Source organism: Pseudomonas sp. Root71 (assembly GCF_001429045.1).
In the GTDB taxonomy this organism is placed as follows: Bacteria; Pseudomonadota; Gammaproteobacteria; order Pseudomonadales; family Pseudomonadaceae; genus Aquipseudomonas; species Aquipseudomonas monachiensis.
This window is the reverse complement of sequence record NZ_LMHY01000006.1, coordinates 19,579-41,410: the sequence shown is the minus strand read 5'-3', so window position 1 is coordinate 41,410 and position 21,832 is coordinate 19,579. Positions and strand designations below refer to the sequence as shown.

The following is a 21,832-nucleotide window of genomic DNA, read 5'->3' as shown; positions in this document are numbered from 1 at the left end:
CGACATGAGCTTTACCGTCGCGAACCGCAGTGAAAGCTGCGATTCGCGGCACTCTATGGAAAGAAAAAATGCGCCAGCGCAGTTCCGCCAGACTGCTGGTGATCAATCCCTCGCAACAGGTTCTGCTGTTTCACTTCCAACACAAAAACGATGCCCTCGCTGGCCAAAGCCACTGGGCGACACCCGGTGGAGGTCTTGAGCAAGGAGAATCCTTCGAGGCTGCGGCGGTTCGTGAACTGTTTGAAGAAACCGGACTGAATGTCGCTGCCGTGGGAGCCAGCGTTGCAGAGCGGCGTTTTCCGATGATGCTGCCCAGTGGTGAAACGGTGCTGTCGGTTGAACGGTATTTTGTGGTTCATACCGACAGTGAACGCCTGTCCCGTGAGGGATGGACGGCTAACGAAGTCCGGGTAATGGCGGACCATAAATGGTGGTCCGTAGCCGAACTGCGAGAGACCCGAGAAACGGTGTGGCCGGAGCAGTTGATCACGATGCTGGAAAACGTCTGAAGGGCGTACACAAATCCTGTGGCGAGGGAGCTTGCTCCCGCTGGGCTGCGAAGCGGCCCCGAGATCAGACAGTGCGGTTTGCGAGTCAGCCCCCGCTGAATGGATTTGCGACTGCTGCGCAGCCGAGCGGGAGCAAGCTCCCTCGCCACATTGTTGGTATGAACCAAAGGATTATCATTGGTTGTAAGGCCGCCATCGCGAGCAAGCTCGCTCCCACAGTTGATCCGGGTATGACTGCAAGAGGTTGGTCGGCTGTCAGGCCGCCTTCGCGGGCAAGCCCGCTCCCACAGTTGGGCTGGGTACATTCGAAAGAAATTGGTCGGCTGGCAGGCCGTCATCGCGAGCAAGCTCGCTCCCACAGAAGAGCAAAGGCAAGTCGGCGTACACCCACGCTTTTCACCACTCATCAGGCCGAGCGTTAGCTCGCCTGCAGCTCTTGATCTTGATCCACCCGCCCCCTCGGAAGGCTGAGTGGAGGTGTTTATCCGGGGATTGGCGCGCAGCGCCGTTCGACGCAGTCGAACTCGAGGGGCCGTACGTTCGGGGCGAGCGTTTTTTTGGTTACTTTTTTTAGGCGCTTGTAAAAAAAGTGACTCGCCGTAAGGGCGAAACCATAAGCCGCCGTTACCGCAGCAATGGATATGTACACGGTCAACAAAAGACAGGTCGGCTGTCAGGCCGCCTTCGTCGGAACGCCGCCCGGAGCAAGCCCGCTCCCACAATTGGACCGGGTACATTTGGCGGAAATGTGTTGCCTGTCAAACCCGCTCCCGAGGTTCAAGGCTGCAATGCCTGGGGCCCGGTGGACTGTTCTTTCGGCGGCCCGTCGGTGCCATCGAGAACGACTTTCTCGGCCACGAACTGCCAGTCCTTGTAACTGGCCATGCCCTTGAAGTCCGCCCACTGGCTGGGGAAGTTCTCTTGCTTGAGCGGCTTCTGCTCGGACGGGCAATACACACCGCTGATCCGCCCGTCCAAATCGCGCATCAGCTCCCACTCGCCACCCGTCATCGGCTCCGGGTACAACTGCCGCAGGTGATGCCTGGCCGTCGGGAAACGCTCGTCCTGCAACAGGTCCTTGAGCTCTTTCGGATACTGGGCCATACCGGGTGAACTGCGGTGATAGCTGCGCAACGCCTGGGCATACTGCGTACCGGCCCAGAGCAACTGCATTTCCCGATCACGGCGAGAAGCGGTGGCCCACAACTCGCCGGCACTGGCCAGGCCCATGCCCAGCACGACGATCAGAAACAGCACACCCAGGTAGGTAAAGCCATCCTGGTTCGCAGGTTTACCACTCGGAATAAAGGCTGCCATCGCGCGCCCTCCCGCTGGCCCCACTCTTGATATCGGACACCCCGCCCGCCACGCCATCCGGTGGCGCGACCATGACCCAGGTGTCCTTGCGCTCGGCAATCGGATCCAGCGGCTGGTTGCGCAGGTAGCGCAGTTCGACCAGCTGTTCGATGGAGTCGGGATAACGCCCGGTGTCCCCGTAATAGTGATCCAGTGCCTCGCGCATGGACGACAGGCTCTGGCGCAGGGTGGTCTCCTTGGAGGCCTCCAGGCTGCCGAAGTAGCGTGGCAAGGCGATCGTCATCAAGGTCGCGATGATCGCCATGACCACCATCAGTTCAATCAGGGTAAAGCCCTTTTGCCGACGCATATGCTCACCACTCTCGGTAGGCGATGCCATTGAGACCCTTGCCGCGTGCCTTGGAGTAAACGTCAAAGACGTCCTGGCCCTCCCGCGGGTTCTCAGCCGAACTGTCATAGGAACGCAGGCCCCAGCCGCCCTCGTCGTCACGCTTGACGACTGCCAGCGGGTCACGGGGGATGCGCCGCAGGAAGTAGAACTTGGCGCCCTTGGGGCTGCGCGTGTCACGCACACCCTCGACCAACACTTGCAGGTTCGGCGGGTAGCCGCTGCTGTCGATCGACTTCTCGATGTAGCCGGCGTCGAAGGCCTGCTTGTAAGCATCGATGGCATCGCGGATCTGGTACAGCGCGGTCCGCAGGTCCTGCTCTTTGCCCCGGCGCACCACGGTCTCGGTCAGCGGTGCGGCCATGCCGGCCAGCAGGCCGACCAAGGCGAGCGTCACCACCACTTCGACCAGGGTAAAACCGCGTTGCGAGGCGTTCATGATCAAGGCTTCCCAACGGTAACGGTGGTGGCGATCGGTGCGTTCATGGGGTTGGTCTGAACCGTCGTGCTCATCGAACGGTCCGGTGCCTGGATGTGCATGCTGGTTTCGGTACCGGTCTGGAATTCCATGTCCGACGGGCTCTGGTACGGCAGGTTGCGCACGATCCGTGGGGTGATCGACAACACCAGTTCGGATTTGCTGACGTCGTCCTTGTTGCTGCCGAACAGGCGACCCAGGCCGGGAATGTCACCCAGGCCGGGGATCTTGTTGCCGGTGCTGCCATGGTCGTTGCGCACCAGCCCGGCGAGGATCTGGGTTTCTCCGTCATGCAGGCGCAGAGTGGTCTGGGCGTTGCGCGTATCGACCTGGACCGGAATGGTGCCCTGAGCGGTCGGCGTCAGCGGCGTGGCGTTACTGACTTCCAGCGCGATCTTGATCGCCACTTCGTTGTTCAGGTGCACGATGGGTTGCACTTCGAGCTTCAGACCGACGTCGAGGTAGGTCACGCTTTCGGTGATCACCGGGCCCTGGGTCGAAGGCACCGAGGTGGCGCTGATGATCGGCACACGCTGACCGATGTGGATGCGCGCCTGTTCGCGGTTGCTGACCCGGATCACAGGGCTGGCCAGGGTGTTGATGTCCTTGTCCTGGGCATTGATCTTGGCCTGGGGCGATGGCGAGATCGTGATGCGGCCGGAGTTGATGCCTTTTAGCTGATCGAGAAGGGTCACCGCCGAGCCGTCGCTGTTGACCACGCCAAAGGTGTTGGGCCATTGCAGGCCAAGGTCGAGAATGCGCTGGCGGGCGACTTCCATCACTTCCACTTCCAGCACCACTTCCGGGTTGGACTGGTCCTGCGATTGCAGGAGTTTTTCCGCCATGCGCACCGCGTCGCCGGTATCGCGCATGGTCAGGGTGTTGAGGCGCTCATCGACGAACACGTCGCGGGTCTTGAGCATGGTCTTGATCATGTTCAACGCCGTGTTGGCATCGATGCTGGTCAGGTAGAAGGTACGCATCACCAGTTCCTGGTAATCCTTGATCTTCTGCGGCGAGTCCGGGTAGATCAGCACGGTGTTTTCATTCACCACTTTCTGATGCAGCTGGTTCTGTTGCAGCAGCAGATCCACGGCGTCTTCGATACGCACGTCACGTACGAAGATCGTGGCTTTCATGTCCGGGCGCAGGTCCTTGTCGAAGATGAAGTTCAGGCCGGCGACCTGGGACAGCACTTCGAAAATGGTCTTGAGGTTGGCATCGCGAAATTCCAGAGTCACCGGCCGGTCAAGGCGCGTGCGCAGCTGGGGGTACTGCACCACGTTGCGGCTCTGCACCAGGCGGATGCTGTCTTGCAGTTCCAGGGCGCCTTCGTTCTTCGGGTCCAGTTCGAGAATCTGCTTGACCTGGCGGTCGGCACCGTAGATGTCACCGCGACGCAGGTCGCCACGGGCCAGTTCGAGTTTCTCATCCATGCTGCGCAGGTAGTCGAGCTGGCGCAGGGAGTCCTGGGCGCGACGGTTGTTCGGCTCGATATTCAAGACCCGGCTGTAAGTCATGCGGGCCCCGGCGAAATTACGCTGGGTGCGGTCCATGTCGGCCTGGCTCAGCAGCGACTTCACGGCGAGGGCCCGTCCGTTGTTGAGGGCCATGTGCAAATCGGTATCGCGAGGGTTTTCCCGCAATCCCTCTTCGATGCGGGCCAGACCGGCTTCGTACTGGCCCGATTCGATCAGGGCCGAAGCTTCATCCTTGGCGAGCTGCGCGGAACTGCATGCGGCCAGCCCAGCGCAGAGACAAAGGCTCATCAACAAACGGGATTTGTTCATTCCGTACTCCCCACAGACAAAGTCTGCGCCAAACGCAGAGGCAGGTAGACCAGGCTCAGTTCCTTCTCGGAAATCCGCTCGATCCGCCAGGTTTCGTCGATGACATCCCCCTTGCGCACGACGTATATTTTTTCGCCGCTCTGCAAGAACACCTGCAGATCGGAATGGTCATGCAGCCTGCCGACAAACTGGAAGGGCAACGGTGGTGCCGTGGGGACTTGCACCACCGGAGTAACGACTACCGGTTGTTCAGTGACGGTGCCAGGGGCCGGCGCCGCTATCCAGCTGCGGGCGGCGAACAGGTCGCCTGCCGGGCTCAGGTCCTTGATCGGCGTCAGCGCAGCGGCACTCGATGCAGCCGTCGGTGCGCCCGGGGTCTTGCCCTTGACTGGGGTAGCCACGGTGGCCACCGCAAGGTCGCTGTCGTCGGCCTGATTGAAGTATTCGGGGAGCCAGGCGAGCGCTGCCGCTACACCGAAGAACGCCACCCAACCCGCCACGCGTTTGGTATTCATCATGACCTCGACAGGTAAAGGGTCATGCGGATCCGCCCGGTCAGGTCGGTATCGGCGATATTCTTGCGCGAAAGCTCCACATCCTCGAGCACCACTGCCGGCAACTGGCCGAGCAAGGCGTGCAGGAAACGCCGCAGTTGCGGGTAGCTGCCACGTACCGGCAGCAGAATCTGATAACGGGCCAGGTGCGTCTTGGGGTCCACGCCCAGGGAGTATTCACCCCGGGACAAGGTGATGCGCTCCTGGGCGGCCAGGGCATAGATCTTGTCGATGGCCACGGTGGCCTGGGGCTGGGATGGCAACTTGCTGCGGAAGTCGTCGAGCTGGCGCTGCGGCACCACCGGTGCGGCCACGCTGCCGTCTTCGACCTTGGCCAGGTACTCGGTGGCTTCGCGAGTCTGCTGGCTGAGACTTTGCAGCGACTCCCAGTCCGGCAGCAAACCTACCAGGCCATAGCTCAGCGCCAGCACCAGCATGGTCATCCCTGCCAGCCCCGGAACGCCCAGGCCTTGCAGGTATTCGTGGACGATCAATTTATGGATTTGCATCGCCGATCTCCCAGGTGGCCGACAGGTTGAACTGCACCGGGTGTTCCGGCACGTTGGCGACAATTTCGTGGCTCAGCAGCGACACGTCGGACAGCTCGTCGCTGGCTTCGAGGCGACGGTGGAAATCGAGCATGGCTTCCAGGTCCAGCGCCTCGGCGCTGATACGCACCTGGCCCTTGCGGGCGTCCGGGGTCAGGGTCAGCAGCGCAATGTTGTCCCGCGGCATGGCTTCAAGGGTGGCGAACAGGCGCTCCCAGGGGCGGCGCAACTGCTGGGAGACCTTGCGCATTTCCGCCAGGTTATGCGCCTGCTCGCGAATTTGCGCCGGGGTCAGGCTGAGTTTGCTGCCGGTATCGCCGGTGAGCACTCGCTGCGTGGTTTGCAGATGCCCCTGCTGCTGTTCGGCCTCGTTGCTCAGGTGCTGTTGCACCATCAGGCAAGTCAATGTCAGCACCACGCCACCGGCCAGCAGGCTCCAGCCCAAGGGGCCTGCACGGCGGCGCGGCTGAAAGTCGAGCATCAGGGGGCGCATGTCAGGCCACCGCCCGAGACATGAGGTACAGGCAATCGCGTGCGGCTGTCCGGTCTTCTTCGAGGCTGCGCAGCTGCACGCCGGGCACGTCGGGAGGCGAATCGATGCGCGCCGGTGCATGCAGGTAGACATTCAACGGCCGTTCGCTGGTGGAAGCCTGCAACTGGTTTTCACGACCGATCAGCGCGGTCAGCGCGGCATCGCTGTCGCTGCTGCCCACCGAACGCACCGAGGTCCAGCGTCCTTCCCGGGCCAGCAGCAACACGCTGCGCACCGGTTCGGCGACCACGAACAGGAAGTCCCCGGCTTCAAAGCTTTTATCGAAATGGTTGAACGCCACCATCAGATACGGCTGCACCGAACGCAGGCGCAAACCGCGAGCACGGACCAGGGCGCGCAGGCGTTCGAGCAAGTCCTGTGGCAGCGCGGTGGCGATGCGATCGTAACCGGCGGGTTCGGCCGAGAGCACCAGGCTCCAGGGCTGCGTCGGGGCACCGTAGAGGTCTTCGAAACACAGGTGGGCGAAGCCGAGCAATTCGGCCGGGCTGCTGATCTGCTCACTCCAGGGCACCAGGCAATAGCGGCTGAAGTGCCCGGAGATCACCACGGTCAGTTCCGCCCTGGCAACGCTGTGTTCGGCCAGCAAGCGGTCAAGGGTATCGAGGGCCACCGTCCAGGCCTGGAAGCCTTCGTCGATGTAGCCGACGCTGCCCAGCCAGTGGGTTGCAGCACCCTGCCGTTGCCCCAGGCCAACACCGTTGGCGCCGAGCACGGCGACAAATTGCTCACGAGATAAAAGTGACACGATTGATCTCCTCGAGCGTCGTCCGGCCTTGTTCCACCATCTCCAGCGCCGACTCGCGCAACAGTCGCAAGCCACGCTTGCAGGCGTGCGCCTTGATTTTCGAAATGGGCTGGCGCTCGACGATCATTTGCCGCAATTCGTCGTCCAGATGCAGCAATTCGGCAATCGCGCTACGCCCGCGATAACCGGTGCCCCGGCAATGCCCGCAGCCCTTGCCGTGGACGAACTGGTAGTGAGCGACCTTTTGCGGATCGAGCCCCGAGACCTCCAGTTCTTCTTGGGTCGGGCTGTAGGGGCTGCTGCAACTGGTGCAGACCAGGCGGATCAAACGCTGGGCCAGCACGGCATTGAGAGCCGAGACCAGGCTGTAGGGATCGATTTCCATCTGGGTGAAACGGCCGATCACGTCGAACACGTTGTTGGCATGAATGGTGGTGAACACCAGGTGACCGGTGAGCGCCGATTGCACGGCGATCTGTGCGGTGTCCGGGTCGCGGATTTCACCGACCATGATCTTGTCCGGGTCATGGCGCAGGATCGAGCGCAGGCCCCGGGCGAAGGTCAGGCCTTTCTTCTCGTTGACGGGGATCTGCAGCACGCCCGGCAGTTGATACTCCACCGGGTCTTCAATGGTGATGATCTTGTCCACGCCGTGGTTGATCTCGGTGATCATCGCGTACAGGGTGGTGGTCTTGCCGCTACCGGTCGGCCCGGTCACCAGCACCATGCCATAGGGTTCGGCGGCCAGCCGTCGCAACTGGCGCAAGGTTTCTTCTTCAAAACCCAGGGCCTGCAATTGCACACCGCAGACCTTGTCCGCCAGGTCCTGTTTATCGAGGACCCGCAGCACCGCGTCTTCCCCAAAAATGCTCGGCATGATCGACACCCGGAAGTCGATCTGCCGGCCGCTGATGCCGATCTTGAAGCGGCCATCCTGAGGCACGCGTTTTTCGCCGATGTCCAGTTCGGCCATGACCTTGACCCGGGAAATCACTTGTTCGGCGAATTCGTTGCCCTGGATCTTGCTGATGTTGTTGAGCACACCGTCGATCCGGTACTTGATCACCAGGCCGCTGCCGGTGGTGCCGAGGTGGATGTCGCTGGCGTGCATTTTCAGCGCGTCGTACAGGGTCGAGTTGACCAGTTTGACGACAACGCTGGAATCTTCGCTGATGCTGGTCAGGGACAGGCTTTGCAGGTTATCGATCTCGGCGCCGGCGTCGCTCTGGGCGTTGAGCGACTCCACCGCATGGAAGCTTTCTTCGTGACGCGCCAGGTAGGCCTTCAGGTCATCGGCATGCACCAGATACAGCGGCGCGCCTTGCAGGCATTCATCGATCCAGGCCAGGCGCGCACTGTCGAAAGGGTCGGCGAACACACCGATGACCGCATCGTTATGACGCAGCAGAGTGAATTCGCGCTTGAGGCATTGAGCCAGGGTGACCCGGTCGAACACCGGGGTGGAATTGAACAGGCTGTCGGTGTCGAGCACCGGGTAGTGCAGGGTTACGCCGAGGCATTGAATGAAGGGCATGGGAGCCAGTTCGCACAGTCCCCCCAGGGCGTCCAGCATCCGCTCGCCGGAACTGGTGGCCAGGGCCCGGGCCTGGGCCAGTTGCTCACTGCTGAAACGAGTCGGTGCACATTCCGGTTGCGCCGGTTCTACGGCAAGGGATAGACGGTCCATGGCTTGCTCTCCAACGCCCGGGGCTTTGGGCCCTGTCGGCGCGGCGAGCCATTTCGGCGCAGGCCGAAACGTCTTGTCGCGCCACTACTCCCCGGTGAGCAATTGTTCGTCGTCTGGCGCCTTGGTGGCCGATGTACTTTTTCGGCGATCTGCCAGCACCCAACTACCGTCGTACAACTGCAACGGGAAACTCTCGGTCCTGCTCTGGCGTCGTTCGACAAAGCCTTCGCAAGTGCTCACTCCCGCTTTGGGTTCGCGTTGCCTGCCCAGAAGATCAAGCACTGCACGGGCCAATTCCGCCAATGGAAACGGCTTGAACAGGATATGGCTGACGCCCAGTTGCCGGGCCCGCTCACAAACTTCCGCGGTGGGGTGCCCTGTGATCAGCACGAAATGACACTTCCTGTTCTGGCGGACGGCATCGAGCAACTGAAAGCCTTCCATATCGGGCAAGCGGTAATCGAACACCATCACATCGGGCGCGAAATCGTCAGCTTCAGCGATTCCTTGCGCACCGTCGTGGGCAATCCGGACTTCCAGTGCTTGCGCCTGCAGGTAACCCTGGAGGTTCTCCGCCAGCAACTGTTCGTCATCAACAACCAGTACTTTGTTTAACAAGGTGGACTCCTTGAAACCGCAGGTCCGGGATTTGAACCTGACGGAGTGCGCGCCCTGACAGGACTAACGCATACTTCATGCCAGGCTGGGCGCCGGTAATTTTAGGACTTCATGTCCTTGAATTTAAAAACAATGCCTTTTCGTACCGTAACTCCATCCCCCAGAAACGGGGAAAGCGACCTGATTGGCACTGATTTATTTCCCCCACTGTTGGGGAAACCCCCTATTGATCGTCAATCCGTTCGATTCGATTGCGCGAGCGCAATGGCGCCGACGCCCTCTTCCCGGTTAAGCGTAGCCGTGCGATTTCGACAGTGAAAGCGTCTGCACCGGGTGGTATCGAGTTTCATGATCGGCCTCCGGTCAGGGCTTGGCAGCAATGGGTTTATAGGGCGCGACCAGGAAGAAACGCTGATCCGGCAGATCCACCGTGACGATATGGGCACCGCTCAGGCCCAGGCGTCGGCCCGGACCAAAGCTCATCAGTGGCGTCAGCCCGGTATCGAAGTCATGCAGGCCTTCCAGAGCACTGACCAGCTTCTCGCGACTGGCATTGCGCCCGGCCTGCTTCATGCCTTCGCTGAGCAGCATCATCGAACTGAACGCGCCCACTTGCAGCACCGCGTGCTGGCCACCGAGGCCCTGATGTTCGCGCAGCTGGGTCAGGGCCAGGCGCCCGGCCAGGGTCCAGTCGCTGGGCACGAACGGATAGGCCAGGAACACCCGCCGGGAAAATCCGCTGGGCATCTGCGTCAGATTGCCCGCCACCTGGTTCGAGGCTGCGAACAGGTAAGGCACCTGTCCCGCCGTTTGCAAGCGCTCGGCCAGGCGACTGAAGCCGCTGCTGCTGCCCAGGTAAAACACCGAGCGCGACCCCAAGGGAAAATCATCCCCGGCCGGGTCATAGGCTTGCAGGCTGACCTTTTGCCAGGCGTGCCCCTGCAAGTATTTGCTGAGGTCTTGCGCCGCCAGACGTTGGCCGGGTTCGTCCGGGTAGGCGATCAGCGTCGGCCCCTGAAGCACCCGCAGGCTGGCCCTGGCGTAGTCGGCCAGGGCGATCAATTGCTCGCGAAGGCCCGGCAGCGGTTCGAATATCTGCGGGCTGGTATAGGGCGTGCCTTGCAAGGACAGCGGCCCGATCAGGGGAATGCCGGCCCGTTCCAGACGTACGGCGAAGCTCCCGTCCAATGCCGGCGCCAGCGGTGCGATCAGGGCAAACACCTGCTCTTCGTCGATCAACCGATCCAGCGCCTTTTCGGCACTGGCGCGGTCGGCACCGGGGTCGAGGATGGTCAGGCGCAACTGCCGGCCATGAATTCCGCCCGCCTCGTTGATGCGCGCCACGCAGCCGTTGAGCACCGCCGCCACCGTGATGCCCTCCTCGCCCAAGGGTCCGGAACCCGGCAACAACGTGCCCAGGTGCAGACTGTCTGGGGCCAGGCCCGGGTCGCTGTCGGCGGCCAGGTGCTTGAGGTACGCCGTGAGGTTGCGTTGATCGATCATCGACAACACGAACCGTGGCATCGTTGGATCGAGCTGGTTGTTGCCCGGATCGCGCCCCTCCTGCACCGCCCGCGCCAGGGTGGTTTCACTGTAGGCCGGGTAACTGCGGCCGTTGATGTGCTGTTGGCCCTGGCTGCTGGCCAGTCTCGACCAGCGCAGGTCTGGCGGGCGCACCTCGCCTTCCGGGCGCCCGAGGCCATCTTCACCATGACAACTGGCGCACGGCAGGCGGCTGGCCGGCAGCAGCATGCCCGCTGCGCCGACCCGGACCATGACCGGATCGCCGTTGGCCGACACGCCTTCGTGGTACAACCGTTTCCCGGCACTTTCGCTGTGGCTCAGCGGCAGTGCCTGGGCGGTGAACGCGATGCCGCCGAAGAGCAGCAGGCCAAGGACGAGGGCAGTATTCATGGCCGTGGCTCCGCGACCGGGGCAACGGGACGGATTTTGCTCCAGCGTCTGTTCGCCGCGTCACCGACGATCCACCGGGTGGAGTGTTGCGCGGGGGTCGGCAGGATCTGGTCGATGCGCCCCCATACAAGGTCCATTTGCACCTTGTCTTCGGTAAGAAAAAACCAGTGGGGCCCATCGATGCCCTGTTTCAAGGTGCAAGCCTTGAGTACCGCCACAGTGTTACGCAGCGGATCACTGGTAAGGGAGATAAAGGTGCTGCCGTTCTGGCCCTGCAAGGGTGTGCAGGGCAAGCAGGTTTTCCTGTCGAGGGCGCTCATGGCTGATGCTCCATGGCGATGGCGGTGTGCTTGGCGTGGGCGTTGCGTTCGCCTCTGAGCCTCTCGACGGCCCGGGCCAGCTCCGTCGGGTCGGTGAGACCGTAGTAGCGGGTCCAGGAACGGTTGTTGCCGTCCCCCACCAGAATCAGCGGCGAGTGGTTCTCGAAGCCACCGCTGTAGGCGCCAAGGCCCTTGAGGGTGGCATCGACCGACTGCGGCGAACCGGTCAGCCAGCTCCAGCCCGGCCCCTTCTGGAAGGTGCGGGCGTAGTCATTCAGCCGTTGGGGATCATCACGCTGCGGGTCGATGCTGATCGACACCAGTTGCACCTCGGTGCCGACCCGCGCGCCCAACTGTTTTTGCACCCTGCCCATAATCGAGGACACCACCGGGCAGACCGTGGTGCAGTTGGTGTAGATGAAACCCATGACCACGATCTTGTTGCTCACCAGGTCTTTTTCCAGGCTGACGACCTTGCCGTTCTGGTCCAGCAGGGTCACGTCGGCAAACCTGATCCGGGCGGTCTCCGGGTTGGCGGTGCTGGCCGACATATCGTGCCCGGTGTGCTCGTCCACCGAGTGTGCCGGCGCCTGGTCGATACCGAAGACCAACAGGCAGAACGTCAGCAGGCCGCGATGCGCGAATCGGTCCATGTCTGTTTCCTCTTGGTGGTGTATCGCCACTTCTCGACAAATCGACCGGAGCAATCCGCATGCCACAAAAAAATACGTTATTAATCAGCTTGTTATAATTACGACTTGATAGGTCGGGGGATTTACCCCACCCAATCCCCCCACTTTTTCGCCGGGGCCATCATTCCCCACTATTGGGGAAAAATCCCCCGGGGGTTTCGATCACAGCGGCGCATCCGCGGGCAACCCCTGCAAACGCCGATACTGGTTCAGCACGCTGGGCACATAACGCTGGGTCTCGGCGAACGGCGGGACCACGTTGCCCCGGCTGAGCACCGCTTGCGGGCCGGCGTTATAGGCCGCCACGGCGAGGCGGATATCGTTGTCGAACATCGTCATCAGGCGCTTGAGATAGCGGGCGCCGCCCTGGATGTTGGCCTTGGGGTCGTAGACATTGGTCACACCCATTTCGCGGGCTGTGTCGGGCATCAACTGCATAAGCCCGCGAGCACCCTTGGGTGAGGTGGCGCGGGCGTTGTAGCTCGATTCGGTCTTGATCACTGCGTGAATCAGCGCCGCCGGCAGTTCGTTGGCCGTGGCTGCCGCCGCCACCAGCTCGGCATAGGGTTGCGCGGCGATCATCTGCGGTTGCTGATCGAGGCTGACCACCGCCGCATCGGGCTCACGAATCACCCGTTCATAGTGGCGTCCGGGGCGGTGGACGTTGGACAGGACGTAGCTGCCATTGGCGTCCACGGAAACAAACACATCGGCCTGTGCGGCGCCGGCCAGTACAAGCAGACCCAGTAATCCGGTGGTGAGTGTTTTCATTGTTATACCTCCCCTTCCGGCCCCGAAAATTGGGGCAATTGCCCCAATGGCCAGTCGTGCACCAGCCATACGCAAGCACTGTGCCGTAAGCGAGAAGGCCCGTAGTACGGGGGGGCGCGCCAGGGTCGGCAATCGTGAGCATGGCAATTGCATGCAACTACATGGCAACTCTGCTGCCGACTGAGTGAGGTCATCATGAATCAGCGACTGTCTTATGCCCGGCGACCCCAAGGCGGGTTCACCTTGCTCGAACTGTTGGTAGTGCTGGTGGTACTGGGGCTGTTGGCCGGCATCGTGGCGCCGAAGTATTTCGCCCAACTGGGCCGTTCCGAAGTGAAAGTGGCCAAGGCGCAAATAGAGGGCTTGAGCAAAGCCCTGGACCTTTACCGCCTGGAAGTCGGCCATTACCCATCGACCGAACAAGGCTTGCAGGCGCTGGTCACCGCCCCCGCCGACGAACCGCGCTGGACCGGCCCGTACCTGCAGAAAAAACTCCCGCAAGACCCCTGGGGCCGCAACTACGCCTATCGCTATCCCGGTGAAAACAGCGAGTACGACCTGTTGTCCATGGGCAAGGACGGGCAGCCCGGTGGCGAAGGCGAGAACGCCGAAGTCACCAACTGGAACTGACGGGAATGGCGACCATGCGCTTTCATCTCAAGGCCGTTGGCAAGGCCGGTGTCGTCTCGATGACCGTCGAAGCACCGGGGCACAGCGAAGCCAGGCGCATCGTCGAAGACCAGGGCCTGCGGGTGGTCAGCCTGCACGCCGAGCGACATTGGCGCGCGTTGCGCCTGCACAAGCGCGAGACGTTCAACCTGGTGTTGTTCAGCCAGGAACTGACCACCCTGCTCAACGCAGGCCTGCCGTTGATCGATGCACTGGAAAGCCTGGCGGAAAAGGAAAACGCGCCACAGGCTCGCAAGACCTTGAACGAGTTGGTTCGCCTGCTTTACGAGGGTAAATCGTTTTCCCAGGCCCTGAGCCAGTTGTCGGCGTTTTTTCCTCCGCTGTACGTGGCGCTGGTGCAGTCCAGCGAGAAGACCGGCGCCGTGGGCGATGCCCTGGGCCGCTATGTCAGTTATCGCCAGCGCATGGACGAGGTTCGCCAGAAGATCATCAGCGCTTCGATCTACCCCTTGCTGTTGCTGGTGGTGGGCGGTGGCGTGGTTTTGTTTTTGATGGGGTATGTCGTACCGCGCTTCAGCCTGGTGTTTGAAGGGCTGGGGTCGAACCTGCCGTGGATGTCGCAGATCCTGATGAGCAGCGGCATGTTCCTGCACGCCCACCAGGGTGAATTCTTCGGTGGCTTGCTGGCCATCATCGTCGCCCTCACCCTGCTCCAGCGCCAGCCGGCGTTTCGTCGGGGGCTGGACCGACTGATCGAAAAACTCCCCGCGGTGCACCAGCGCATCTTCATGTATGAACTGGCGCGCTTCTACCGTTCGCTGGGGATTCTGCTACAAGGTGGCATCCCTCTGGTCACTGCCATGGGCATGGTCCGTGGCCTGCTCAGCGTCGCCTCCCGCACGCGCCTGGACCAGGCCTGCGACCGGGTGCGCGAAGGGCAATCACTCTCTGCCGCGCTGGAACTCAATCACCTGGTGACCCCCGTGTCCCTGCGCCTGCTGCGTGCCGGCGAACAGTCCGGCAACCTCGGGCAAATGATGGAGCGCAGCGCCGACTTCTACGACGAAGAAATCAGCCGCTGGATCGAATGGTTCGTGCGGCTGTTCGAACCCTTGCTGATGACCTTCATCGGCCTGCTGATCGGGGTGATCGTGATCCTGATGTACATCCCGATTTTCGAACTGGCCTCGAGCATTCACTGACCCTTTGGAGTTGACCCTTTAGAAGCAGGTCCGGCCGTGCATCGCATTCTTTTTCAACGTTCCAGCCGAATAAATCGGTGCGTTGAACTGTTCATCTAGTTCCCATGGGGAAAAAGGCAGCACATTGCAATGTTCATCAACGTTCCAATCTGAATAAAAAAGACGGAGAACGACATGCTCATCAATAAGCTTTTACTGGCAGTAGCTATTGGCGCGGTTCTGTCGGCGTCTACCGTATTGATTCCGGACAGCCTGTCCGGAGTTTCCAGTGCTCAGGCCAAGGATGGTGGGGGTAGTGGCGGTGGTGGTGGTGGCGGAGGAAGTGGTGGTGGAGGCGGCGGTAGCGGTGGTGGCGGAGGAAGTGGTGGTGGAGGTGGCGGTAGCGGTGGTGGCGGCGGCAGTGGTGGTGGTGGCGGTAGTCACGGTGGAAGCGGCAGTGGCGGCAACAGCGGCAGCGGCCACAGTGGCGATCATGGCAGCAACAGCGGCCATGGCAGTGCCAACAGCGGTTCGAGTCACTCCGGAACGGCCTCGTCCTCAGGTCGCAGCGGCACCCATGATGAGCCCGGCGATGACCATGGGGTTCATGCCAATGGCGAGCCCGGTGATGACCGTGGCGTGCATGCCAATGGCGAGCCCGGTGATGACCGTGGCGTGCATGCCAATGGCGAGCCCGGTGATGACCGTGGTGTCCATGCCGAACCCGGTGATGACAAAAGGAGCTGATCCCAGCTGATTCCCATACAACACAAAACCCTGTGGGAGCGGCGCACCGCCGCTCCCACAATAGATTGTGTGAACCATCTCATTACAACCCACCCTCAGACTGATCCAGTTCCTCGCGCAAGAACTCAACCAGCGCCTGCACCGGCCGCGAACTCTGCCGGTGTTGCGGATAGACCGCCGATAACGTCAGCGGCTCGGGGCGCAAATCCTCCAGCACCTCCACCAGTCGCCCATCCTTCAACGCCGAGCCGACAATGAACGTAGGCAAATACGTGATCCCCAGCCCGGCGATCGCCGCATCCTTGAGCAGTTCACCGTTGTTGACGCGCATCCGCCCGCTGACATTGACGCTCAATGATTTGCCCTGCCCCGCAAACCGCCATTGCACCTGTCGACCATGGCCATACGGCAGGCAGTCGTGACTGTGCAAGTCTTCAGGCTTGAGCGGTGTACCGCGCTCGGCCAGGTACGCCGGGCTTGCGCAGTACACCCGCTCAATGGAGGCAATGCGGCGGGCGATCAGTGTCGAGTCCTCCAGTGTGCCGATGCGCAGCGCGAGGTCGTAGCCCTCACCGAGCAAATCCACGGGGCGATCGCTCAAATCCATCTCCACCGTCACGTCGCGATAGCGCTGCAAAAACACTGGCAACAGGCAGCCCAGATGGGCCAGTGCGAACGACAGCGGCGCACTCACCCGAATGGTCCCGCGTGGCTCGGTGGTCTGGCCGGCGATGCCCTGCTCCACTTGTTCGACTTCGCTGAGCAGGCGCAAGGCTGATTCGTAATAGCTCTGCCCCAGGGGCGTAACGTCCAGGCGCCGGGTCGAGCGATTGAGCAAGCGCACGCCCAGGCGCTCTTCGAGTTGCATCAAGCGGCGGCTGACAAACTGCTTGGACAGCCCCAATTGATCGGCGGCCGCCGTGAAGCTGCCGGAGTCCATGACCTGGCAAAAAATGCGCATATCTTCGAAGGGGTTCATTGTCACTTCCCGGTTGACAGTCAAACACTTTATAGCCGCTTTTTCCCTTCATGGCACACCATTAATCTTCGTTCACCGCACTGAAATCACCTTCCCCGAAGGATCTGCGATCTGTTTGCCGCAAGCATTTAAATGGAGTTCCCCATGTCCTTGCTCCTTGAGCATTTGCTTTCCCTGAGCGCACTGCTGTTGGTAGTCGACGCCCTGCTCTGGCACCTCGCGCCATTCAAGCATCGCGTCAGCCGGGTCGGTGTGCGCCTGGCGCTGTTTGTGCTGTTCAGCGCGGTGCTCATCAACGCCGGTGTCAGCCCGTTGCAGGCACCCTTGTTTGCCGAAGATCCCGTGGCACAACTGGGGGCCACGGCACTGGGGATTCTCTGGTGGCTGTACGCCGCGCGGGTGCTCACCGAAGTGATCGGCCTGGCCCTGATGCAGCGCATCGGCCACAGCGGCCGGCTGTTGCAGGATGTCATCGGCGCACTGGTGTTCCTGATTGCCGTGGTGGCCGCCGCCGGCTACGTGCTGGAGCTGCCGGTGAAAGGCTTGATGGCGACCTCCGGCGTCGTCGCCATCGTGGTGGGCCTGGCATTGCAGAGCACCTTGAGCGACGTGTTCTCCGGCATCGTGCTCAACACCACCAAGCCGTATCAGGTCGATGACCGGGTTTCCATCGACGGAATTGAAGGCAAGGTGCTGGACATCGACTGGCGTGCCACCCACCTGCTGACCAGCGCCGGCAGCACCGCGGTGGTGCCGAACTCGGTGGCGGCCAAGGCGAAGATCGTCAACCTCAGCCGCCCGTTCAACCTGCACGGTGTGTCCATCAGCATTCAAGTGCCCAACCACATCCGCCCGCGTCGGGTACTCGACGCCCTGGACCGCACTCTGCAAGGCAGCAGCAGCCTGCTGCTCGATCCGGCGCCGAAAGCCGTGCTCAAGGAAGCCGGCGAAACCATGTCCGAATACGTGGCCAGCGGCTTTATCGCCGAGTTGGGCAAAAAAGGTGAAGTGCGCAATCAACTGTTCGACCTGGCCCATCGGCACCTCGAAGCGGCAGGCATTTCCCGGCAACCCGATGGCGTGATCGAACCGTCGACCCGCGCACGGGCTTTGCTCGATGAAGTGAAAATCTTCCGTTCCCTGAGCGCCGAGGAGCGTGATCGCCTGGCCCAGAACATGGTGGCGCAACAATACACGGCCGGTGAAGTGGTGCTGGATCTGGAAGAAGTACCGGACAGCCTGTTCGTCATCGCCACTGGCGTGGTCAGCGCCACCGTCCCCGACGGCAGCACGCAGATCGAAGCCGGGCGCATGGGGCCGAGCGAAGTCATGGGCGAACAAAGCATCCTCGCCGACACGCCATCCCAGGCACGGTTCACCGCCATGACTTCAAGCATCATTTACCGCCTCGACAAATCCCTGACCCGCAGTTGCATGGCGCAACGACGGGAAGTCGACCGGGCGTTGAACAAGCTGCAAGCAGTGCGCCAGCAGAACAGCCGGATGGCGTTGATGGCCAAGCCGGTGGCGGTCAGGAAAGGTGGATTTTTGAGTTGGTTGCAAAAGCGTTGAAAGAAAAAAGATCGCAGCCTTCGGCAGCTCCTACAGGGAAACACATTCCGAAGTAGGAGCTGCCGAAGGCTGCGATCTTTTAAAGGCTGCTGGCCAAAGCCAGCAGCCACAACCATTACTGCGCAGTAAATTTCATGTAGCTGTTGATCAGGTTGCGATAGTTCGGCAGGCGCTCGGACAGCAGGTTGGCCAGGCCTTCCATGTCGTTGCGCCAGTCGCCTTGCAGCTCGCAGGCCACGGAGAACCAGTTCAGCAGGTGCGCACCGGCGGCCGACATGCGTGCCCAGGCCGCTTGTTGCACGGTGGTGTTGAAGGTGCCGGAAGCGTCGGTCACCACAAACACCTCAAAGCCCTCGGCAATGGCCGACAGAGTCGGGAACGCCACGCACACGTCGGTCACCACACCGGCGATGATCAGTTGCTTGCGACCGGTGGCCTTGATCGCCTTGACGAAGTCTTCGTTGTCCCAGGCGTTGATCTGGCCCGGGCGAGCAATGAACGGCGCGTCCGGGAACTGCGCCTTGAGCTCCGGCACGATCGGGCCGTTCGGACCGCTGTCGAAACTGGTGGTGAGGATGGTCGGCAGCTTGAAGAACCTGGCGATGTCGCCCAGCGCCAGCACGTTGTTCTTGAACTCGTTGGGCGAGAAATCCTGTACCAGCGAGATCAGACCGGTCTGGTGGTCGACCAGCAAAACCACGGCATCGTCTTTGTTCAGGCGTTTGTACGGAACGTTGCTCATTGGAAACTCCTTGATGGATGGTTGTCGCAGTCAGCTCCGACCTGTTGGGCCGGCGCTTTTTTAAAAGAGTCAGAAGGCAAAACACGAGCAGCCAAAGGCGCCCCAGAAACCGGCAAAATCGCTGACCGGCGCGTTCGACAGGCGCGCCCGTTCATGACTGTGGGAATGCACCGCGCACGGGCCGCTGCAATGGTGAACCTGGGCCTGCATCGGCGACGTCGGGCGCCAGTGACCGGGCACCTTCACCACCGGCGACCAGTCCGGCAGTACCGGCACGCTGGCCGGCCCGAGTTTCTCGAAGTCACCGGCACCGTAGACCACCTTGCCGCCGACCACGGTCAACACCGACTCGATCCACTTGATCGCCTCTTCATCGACGCTGAAAAAATCCGCGCTGAGGGCGGCGACATCGGCCAGTTGCCCGACCTTGATCTGGCCCTTCTTGCCTTGCTCCGACGAGAACCAGGCGCTGCCGTGGGTGAACAGTTCCAGCGCCGTCAGGCGTGAAAGGCCTTCGGCGTGCAACTCCATACCGCCGACGGTGCGGCCGCTGACCATCCAGTACAGCGAGGTCCACGGGTTGTAGCTCGACACCCGCGTCGCGTCGGTACCGGCGCCGACCGGCACACCTTCGGCCAGCATGCGTTTGATCGGTGGCGTGGCTTCGGCCGCTTTCGCGCCGTAACGCTCGACGAAATATTCACCCTGGAACGCCATGCGATCCTGGATCGCGATGCCACCGCCCAGCGCCCTCACCCGCTCGATGTTCTGCGGGGTGATGGTTTCGGCGTGGTCGAAAAACCACGGCAAGCCATTGAACGGAATGTCGCGATTGACCTTCTCGAACACATCGAGCATGCGGCTGATGGATTCGTTGTAGGTGGCGTGCAAACGGAACGGCCAGCGTTGCTCGACGAGGTGGCGCACCACCGGCTCCAGCTCGGCTTCCATGGTTTGCGGCAGGTCCGGGCGCGGTTCGAGGAAGTCTTCGAAGTCCGCCGCCGAGAACACCAGCATTTCCCCGGCGCCGTTGTGCCGCAGGAAATCGTCGCCCTGGTGCAGCTTCACGCTGCCGGTCCAGTTCTTGAAATCGGTCAACTCTTCCTTGGGCTTCTGGGTGAACAGGTTGTAGGCGATGCGCACGGTCAGTTGCTCGTCCTTCGCCAACTGCTCGATCACCTGGTAATCATCCGGGTAATTCTGGAAACCGCCGCCGGCATCGATGGCGCTGGTCAGGCCCAGGCGATTGAGCTCGCGCATGAACTGGCGGGTCGAGTTGACCTGATACTCCAGCGGCAACTTCGGCCCCTTGGCCAGGGTCGAGTACAGAATCATCGCGTTGGGCCGCGCCACCAGCATGCCGGTCGGCTCGCCGTTGGCGTCACGCACGATCTCGCCCCCCGGCGGGTTCGGTGTGTCGCGGGTATAACCGGCGACGCGCAACGCGGCACGGTTGAGCAAGGCGCGGTCGTACAGGTGCAGCACAAACACCGGCGTATCCGGTGCCGCCTGATTGAGCTCCGCCAAGGTCGGCATGCGCTTCTCGGCGAACTGGAATTCGTTCCAGCCACCGACCACCCGCACCCATTGCGGCGTCGGCGTACGGTCGGCCTGCTCCTTGAGCATGCGCAAGGCATCGGCCAGGGACGGCACACCTTCCCAGCGCAGTTCCAGGTTGTAGTTCAAGCCGCCACGGATCAGGTGCAAGTGCGAGTCGTTGAGCCCGGGGATCACGCAGCGGCCCTTGAGGTCGATCACTTGTGTGCCCGAACCACGCAGGGCCATGGCTTGGGCATCGCTGCCGACCGCGACAAAACGCCCGTCGCTGATCGCCACGGCGCTGGCGAGCGGTTTCTCACGGTCAACGGTATGGAATTGACCATTGAACAGAATCAGATCGGCGTTCATCACGGTTCCTCGTGCAAAGTAGCGGGAGACAGCCAGGGCGCGAACAGACGCGTCGCCATGGGCATGAAGAGGTAAACCACCGACAGCACGATGGTCAGGGTGATCAGGAACGTGGCCACCACGTAGTTGGAGAGCAAGGCGTTGAGCCGTAGCAGCGGCCCCCAGAGCAACGGTACCAGCAGGGTGTGCGGCAGGATCACCAGCAGCGTTACCACGGCCTGCTTCCAGCGCGGCGGTGGCGTACCGGCCTCGGCCTGGGGCGAGAACCAGAACTCGTTGACCGGATTGACCTCGGTCTGGTCGCCATCGGCCAGCATCGGCGCGGCTGCGTTGACCAGTTCCTGGCGTTGCGGCGAATCGAGCCAGTTCTGCATTGCCTCGGTCGAGCAAAAGCGCAGCACGCAAGTGTAGGTATCGAGGCCGGCATTCTTGCCGCGCACCACATCCACGCCCAGATGCCCGACGTTCTGCGCGGCCACCTTGACGATATTGCGCAGCCAGGCTTCATAAGGCACTTCGAAACCGGCCTTGACCCGGTGCTTGACGATCAGGGTCACCACCTCATCAGGTCCGGGACTGGCCGGCTCACGGCGATTGAGATCAGACATAACGCAAGGCTCCGACGAAACGGACATTGAGCGCCAGCCGTCCCGGCCCGGCGATGAAAATACTGGTGAAGACAATCAGCAGCAGCCAGCCGAACTGGCCTTCGAAGAGCGTCCACTGCGGATGCACGACCAACATCGACACACACAGCAAAAACAGAATAGGCAAACACGCCAGACGCGCCAGCAACCCGGCAACGATGAGCAGCGGGCACACGACCTCGGCGAAAATCGCCAGCAGCAGCGTCAGGTTCGCGCCCAGATGGAAAGGGTCTTCGATGTTCTGCAACTCGGCACTGTAGTGAAACAGCTTGGGCAAACCGTGTACCCACAACAGGAACAACCCGCCGCTGACCCGCAGGAACAGCAGCCCCCAGTCTTGCGCCCGATCATCGCGTCGCGAAGCGTCCATGGCCTACCCGCACAAATAAAAAACCACCGGCATCGATACGCCGGGACAGGACTTGATAGTGCCGGGACGGGGGGAGGAAAAATTGAATGTACGTGCTCTGTTTGCGGGAAGACCGAGATCGACCAAACGACATAGAACCCTGTGGGAGCGAGCTTGCTCGCGATGGCGGCAT

At 61.8% G+C, this 21,832-nt stretch carries 23 protein-coding genes and 1 pseudogene; 5 read left to right on the top strand and 19 right to left on the bottom strand.

Going from position 1 to position 21,832, the window contains the following annotated elements:
* Positions 1 to 68 precede the first annotated feature (68 nt).
* Entirely contained in the window at positions 69 to 509 is a 441-nt protein-coding gene (locus ASD95_RS07390; protein ID WP_056723514.1) for an NUDIX hydrolase, read from the top strand.
* 777 nt (positions 510 to 1,286) lie between these two features.
* Here the strand turns inward: ASD95_RS07390 and ASD95_RS07385 are convergent.
* The 14 genes and pseudogenes from ASD95_RS07385 to ASD95_RS07320 form a co-directional block, all read right to left on the bottom strand.
* Positions 1,287 to 1,826: a type II secretion system protein gene (locus ASD95_RS07385; RefSeq protein WP_056723512.1), complete on the bottom strand. Its 540-nt coding sequence runs from the start codon at positions 1,824 to 1,826 to the stop codon at positions 1,287 to 1,289.
* Positions 1,801 to 2,175, bottom strand: coding sequence for a type II secretion system protein (locus ASD95_RS07380; protein ID WP_056723510.1), 375 nt, complete (start codon positions 2,173 to 2,175; stop codon positions 1,801 to 1,803). The genes ASD95_RS07385 and ASD95_RS07380 overlap by 26 nt, the downstream gene beginning before the upstream one ends.
* Before the next feature lie 4 nt (positions 2,176 to 2,179).
* Positions 2,180 to 2,653 (bottom strand): type II secretion system protein, encoded by a 474-nt coding sequence (locus ASD95_RS07375; RefSeq protein WP_056723508.1) that lies wholly within the window; start codon positions 2,651 to 2,653, stop codon positions 2,180 to 2,182.
* Positions 2,654 to 2,655: 2 nt separating this feature from the next.
* Positions 2,656 to 4,482: a secretin N-terminal domain-containing protein gene (locus ASD95_RS07370; protein WP_056723506.1), complete on the bottom strand. Its 1,827-nt coding sequence runs from the start codon at positions 4,480 to 4,482 to the stop codon at positions 2,656 to 2,658.
* Positions 4,479 to 4,997 (bottom strand): hypothetical protein, encoded by a 519-nt coding sequence (locus tag ASD95_RS07365; protein WP_056723503.1) that lies wholly within the window; start codon positions 4,995 to 4,997, stop codon positions 4,479 to 4,481. Before ASD95_RS07365 ends, ASD95_RS07370 begins: the two co-directional genes overlap by 4 nt.
* The gene (locus ASD95_RS07360; protein ID WP_056723501.1) at positions 4,997 to 5,545 is read right to left on the bottom strand and encodes a hypothetical protein; all 549 of its coding nucleotides are present in this window, start codon (positions 5,543 to 5,545) and stop codon (positions 4,997 to 4,999) included. Before ASD95_RS07360 ends, ASD95_RS07365 begins: the two co-directional genes overlap by 1 nt.
* Positions 5,532 to 6,077, bottom strand: coding sequence for a PilN domain-containing protein (locus tag ASD95_RS07355; protein WP_056723500.1), 546 nt, complete (start codon positions 6,075 to 6,077; stop codon positions 5,532 to 5,534). Before ASD95_RS07355 ends, ASD95_RS07360 begins: the two co-directional genes overlap by 14 nt.
* A 1-nt stretch (position 6,078) precedes the next feature.
* Positions 6,079 to 6,882, bottom strand: coding sequence for a hypothetical protein (locus ASD95_RS07350; protein ID WP_056723498.1), 804 nt, complete (start codon positions 6,880 to 6,882; stop codon positions 6,079 to 6,081).
* On the bottom strand, positions 6,863 to 8,569 hold the full coding sequence (locus tag ASD95_RS07345) for a GspE/PulE family protein (protein WP_056723496.1): 1,707 nt from the start codon (positions 8,567 to 8,569) through the stop codon (positions 6,863 to 6,865). The genes ASD95_RS07350 and ASD95_RS07345 overlap by 20 nt, the downstream gene beginning before the upstream one ends.
* An 84-nt stretch (positions 8,570 to 8,653) precedes the next feature.
* A complete protein-coding gene (locus ASD95_RS07340) occupies positions 8,654 to 9,187 on the bottom strand; it encodes a response regulator (protein ID WP_056723493.1) in 534 nt (177 codons plus the stop codon).
* A 363-nt stretch (positions 9,188 to 9,550) separates the two neighbouring features.
* Entirely contained in the window at positions 9,551 to 11,101 is a 1,551-nt protein-coding gene (locus ASD95_RS07335; protein ID WP_056723492.1) for an ABC transporter substrate-binding protein, read from the bottom strand.
* A pseudogene (locus tag ASD95_RS07330) lies at positions 11,098 to 11,367 on the bottom strand (hypothetical protein); the annotation flags it as partial. The pseudogene ASD95_RS07330 and the gene ASD95_RS07335, both read right to left, overlap by 4 nt.
* 50 nt (positions 11,368 to 11,417) lie before the next feature.
* Positions 11,418 to 12,074, bottom strand: a complete 657-nt coding sequence (locus tag ASD95_RS07325) for an SCO family protein (protein ID WP_056723488.1) — start codon at positions 12,072 to 12,074, stop codon at positions 11,418 to 11,420.
* Positions 12,075 to 12,275: 201 nt separating this feature from the next.
* Positions 12,276 to 12,884, bottom strand: coding sequence for a lytic transglycosylase domain-containing protein (locus tag ASD95_RS07320; RefSeq protein ID WP_056723487.1), 609 nt, complete (start codon positions 12,882 to 12,884; stop codon positions 12,276 to 12,278).
* Between the two features lie 195 nt (positions 12,885 to 13,079).
* On the opposite strand from ASD95_RS07320, the gene gspG reads away from it, so the two are divergent.
* The 3 genes from gspG (at position 13,080) to ASD95_RS30075 (ending at position 15,442) form a co-directional block, all read left to right on the top strand.
* Positions 13,080 to 13,514 (top strand): type II secretion system major pseudopilin GspG, encoded by a 435-nt coding sequence (gene gspG, locus ASD95_RS07315; protein WP_056723485.1) that lies wholly within the window; start codon positions 13,080 to 13,082, stop codon positions 13,512 to 13,514.
* A gap of 14 nt (positions 13,515 to 13,528) precedes the next feature.
* A complete protein-coding gene (locus ASD95_RS07310; protein ID WP_056723680.1) occupies positions 13,529 to 14,716 on the top strand; it encodes a type II secretion system F family protein in 1,188 nt (395 codons plus the stop codon).
* A 174-nt stretch (positions 14,717 to 14,890) separates the two neighbouring features.
* Entirely contained in the window at positions 14,891 to 15,442 is a 552-nt protein-coding gene (locus tag ASD95_RS30075) for a hypothetical protein (protein WP_082587091.1), read from the top strand.
* 82 nt (positions 15,443 to 15,524) lie between these two features.
* Here ASD95_RS30075 and ASD95_RS07300 read toward each other — a convergent pair whose 3' ends face one another.
* Entirely contained in the window at positions 15,525 to 16,421 is an 897-nt protein-coding gene (locus ASD95_RS07300; RefSeq protein ID WP_056723480.1) for a LysR family transcriptional regulator, read from the bottom strand.
* 144 nt (positions 16,422 to 16,565) lie between these two features.
* Here ASD95_RS07300 and ASD95_RS07295 point away from each other — a divergent pair, with 144 nt between their 5' ends.
* The gene (locus tag ASD95_RS07295; protein WP_056723478.1) at positions 16,566 to 17,993 is read left to right on the top strand and encodes a mechanosensitive ion channel family protein; all 1,428 of its coding nucleotides are present in this window, start codon (positions 16,566 to 16,568) and stop codon (positions 17,991 to 17,993) included.
* A 115-nt stretch (positions 17,994 to 18,108) separates the two neighbouring features.
* On the opposite strand, the gene ycaC is transcribed toward ASD95_RS07295, so the two are convergent.
* The 4 genes from ycaC to ASD95_RS07275 all read right to left on the bottom strand — a co-directional run bounded on the left by ycaC (position 18,109) and on the right by ASD95_RS07275 (position 21,660).
* On the bottom strand, positions 18,109 to 18,735 hold the full coding sequence (ycaC, locus tag ASD95_RS07290) for an isochorismate family cysteine hydrolase YcaC (protein WP_056723476.1): 627 nt from the start codon (positions 18,733 to 18,735) through the stop codon (positions 18,109 to 18,111).
* A 69-nt stretch (positions 18,736 to 18,804) separates the two neighbouring features.
* On the bottom strand, positions 18,805 to 20,643 hold the full coding sequence (locus ASD95_RS07285) for an amidohydrolase (protein ID WP_056723474.1): 1,839 nt from the start codon (positions 20,641 to 20,643) through the stop codon (positions 18,805 to 18,807).
* A complete protein-coding gene (locus ASD95_RS07280) occupies positions 20,643 to 21,251 on the bottom strand; it encodes an antibiotic biosynthesis monooxygenase (protein WP_056723471.1) in 609 nt (202 codons plus the stop codon). Before ASD95_RS07280 ends, ASD95_RS07285 begins: the two co-directional genes overlap by 1 nt.
* Complete coding sequence (locus ASD95_RS07275) at positions 21,244 to 21,660, bottom strand: DoxX family protein (protein WP_056723469.1); 417 nt, start codon at positions 21,658 to 21,660, stop codon at positions 21,244 to 21,246. Before ASD95_RS07275 ends, ASD95_RS07280 begins: the two co-directional genes overlap by 8 nt.
* Between the last annotated feature and the right edge of the window lie 172 nt (positions 21,661 to 21,832).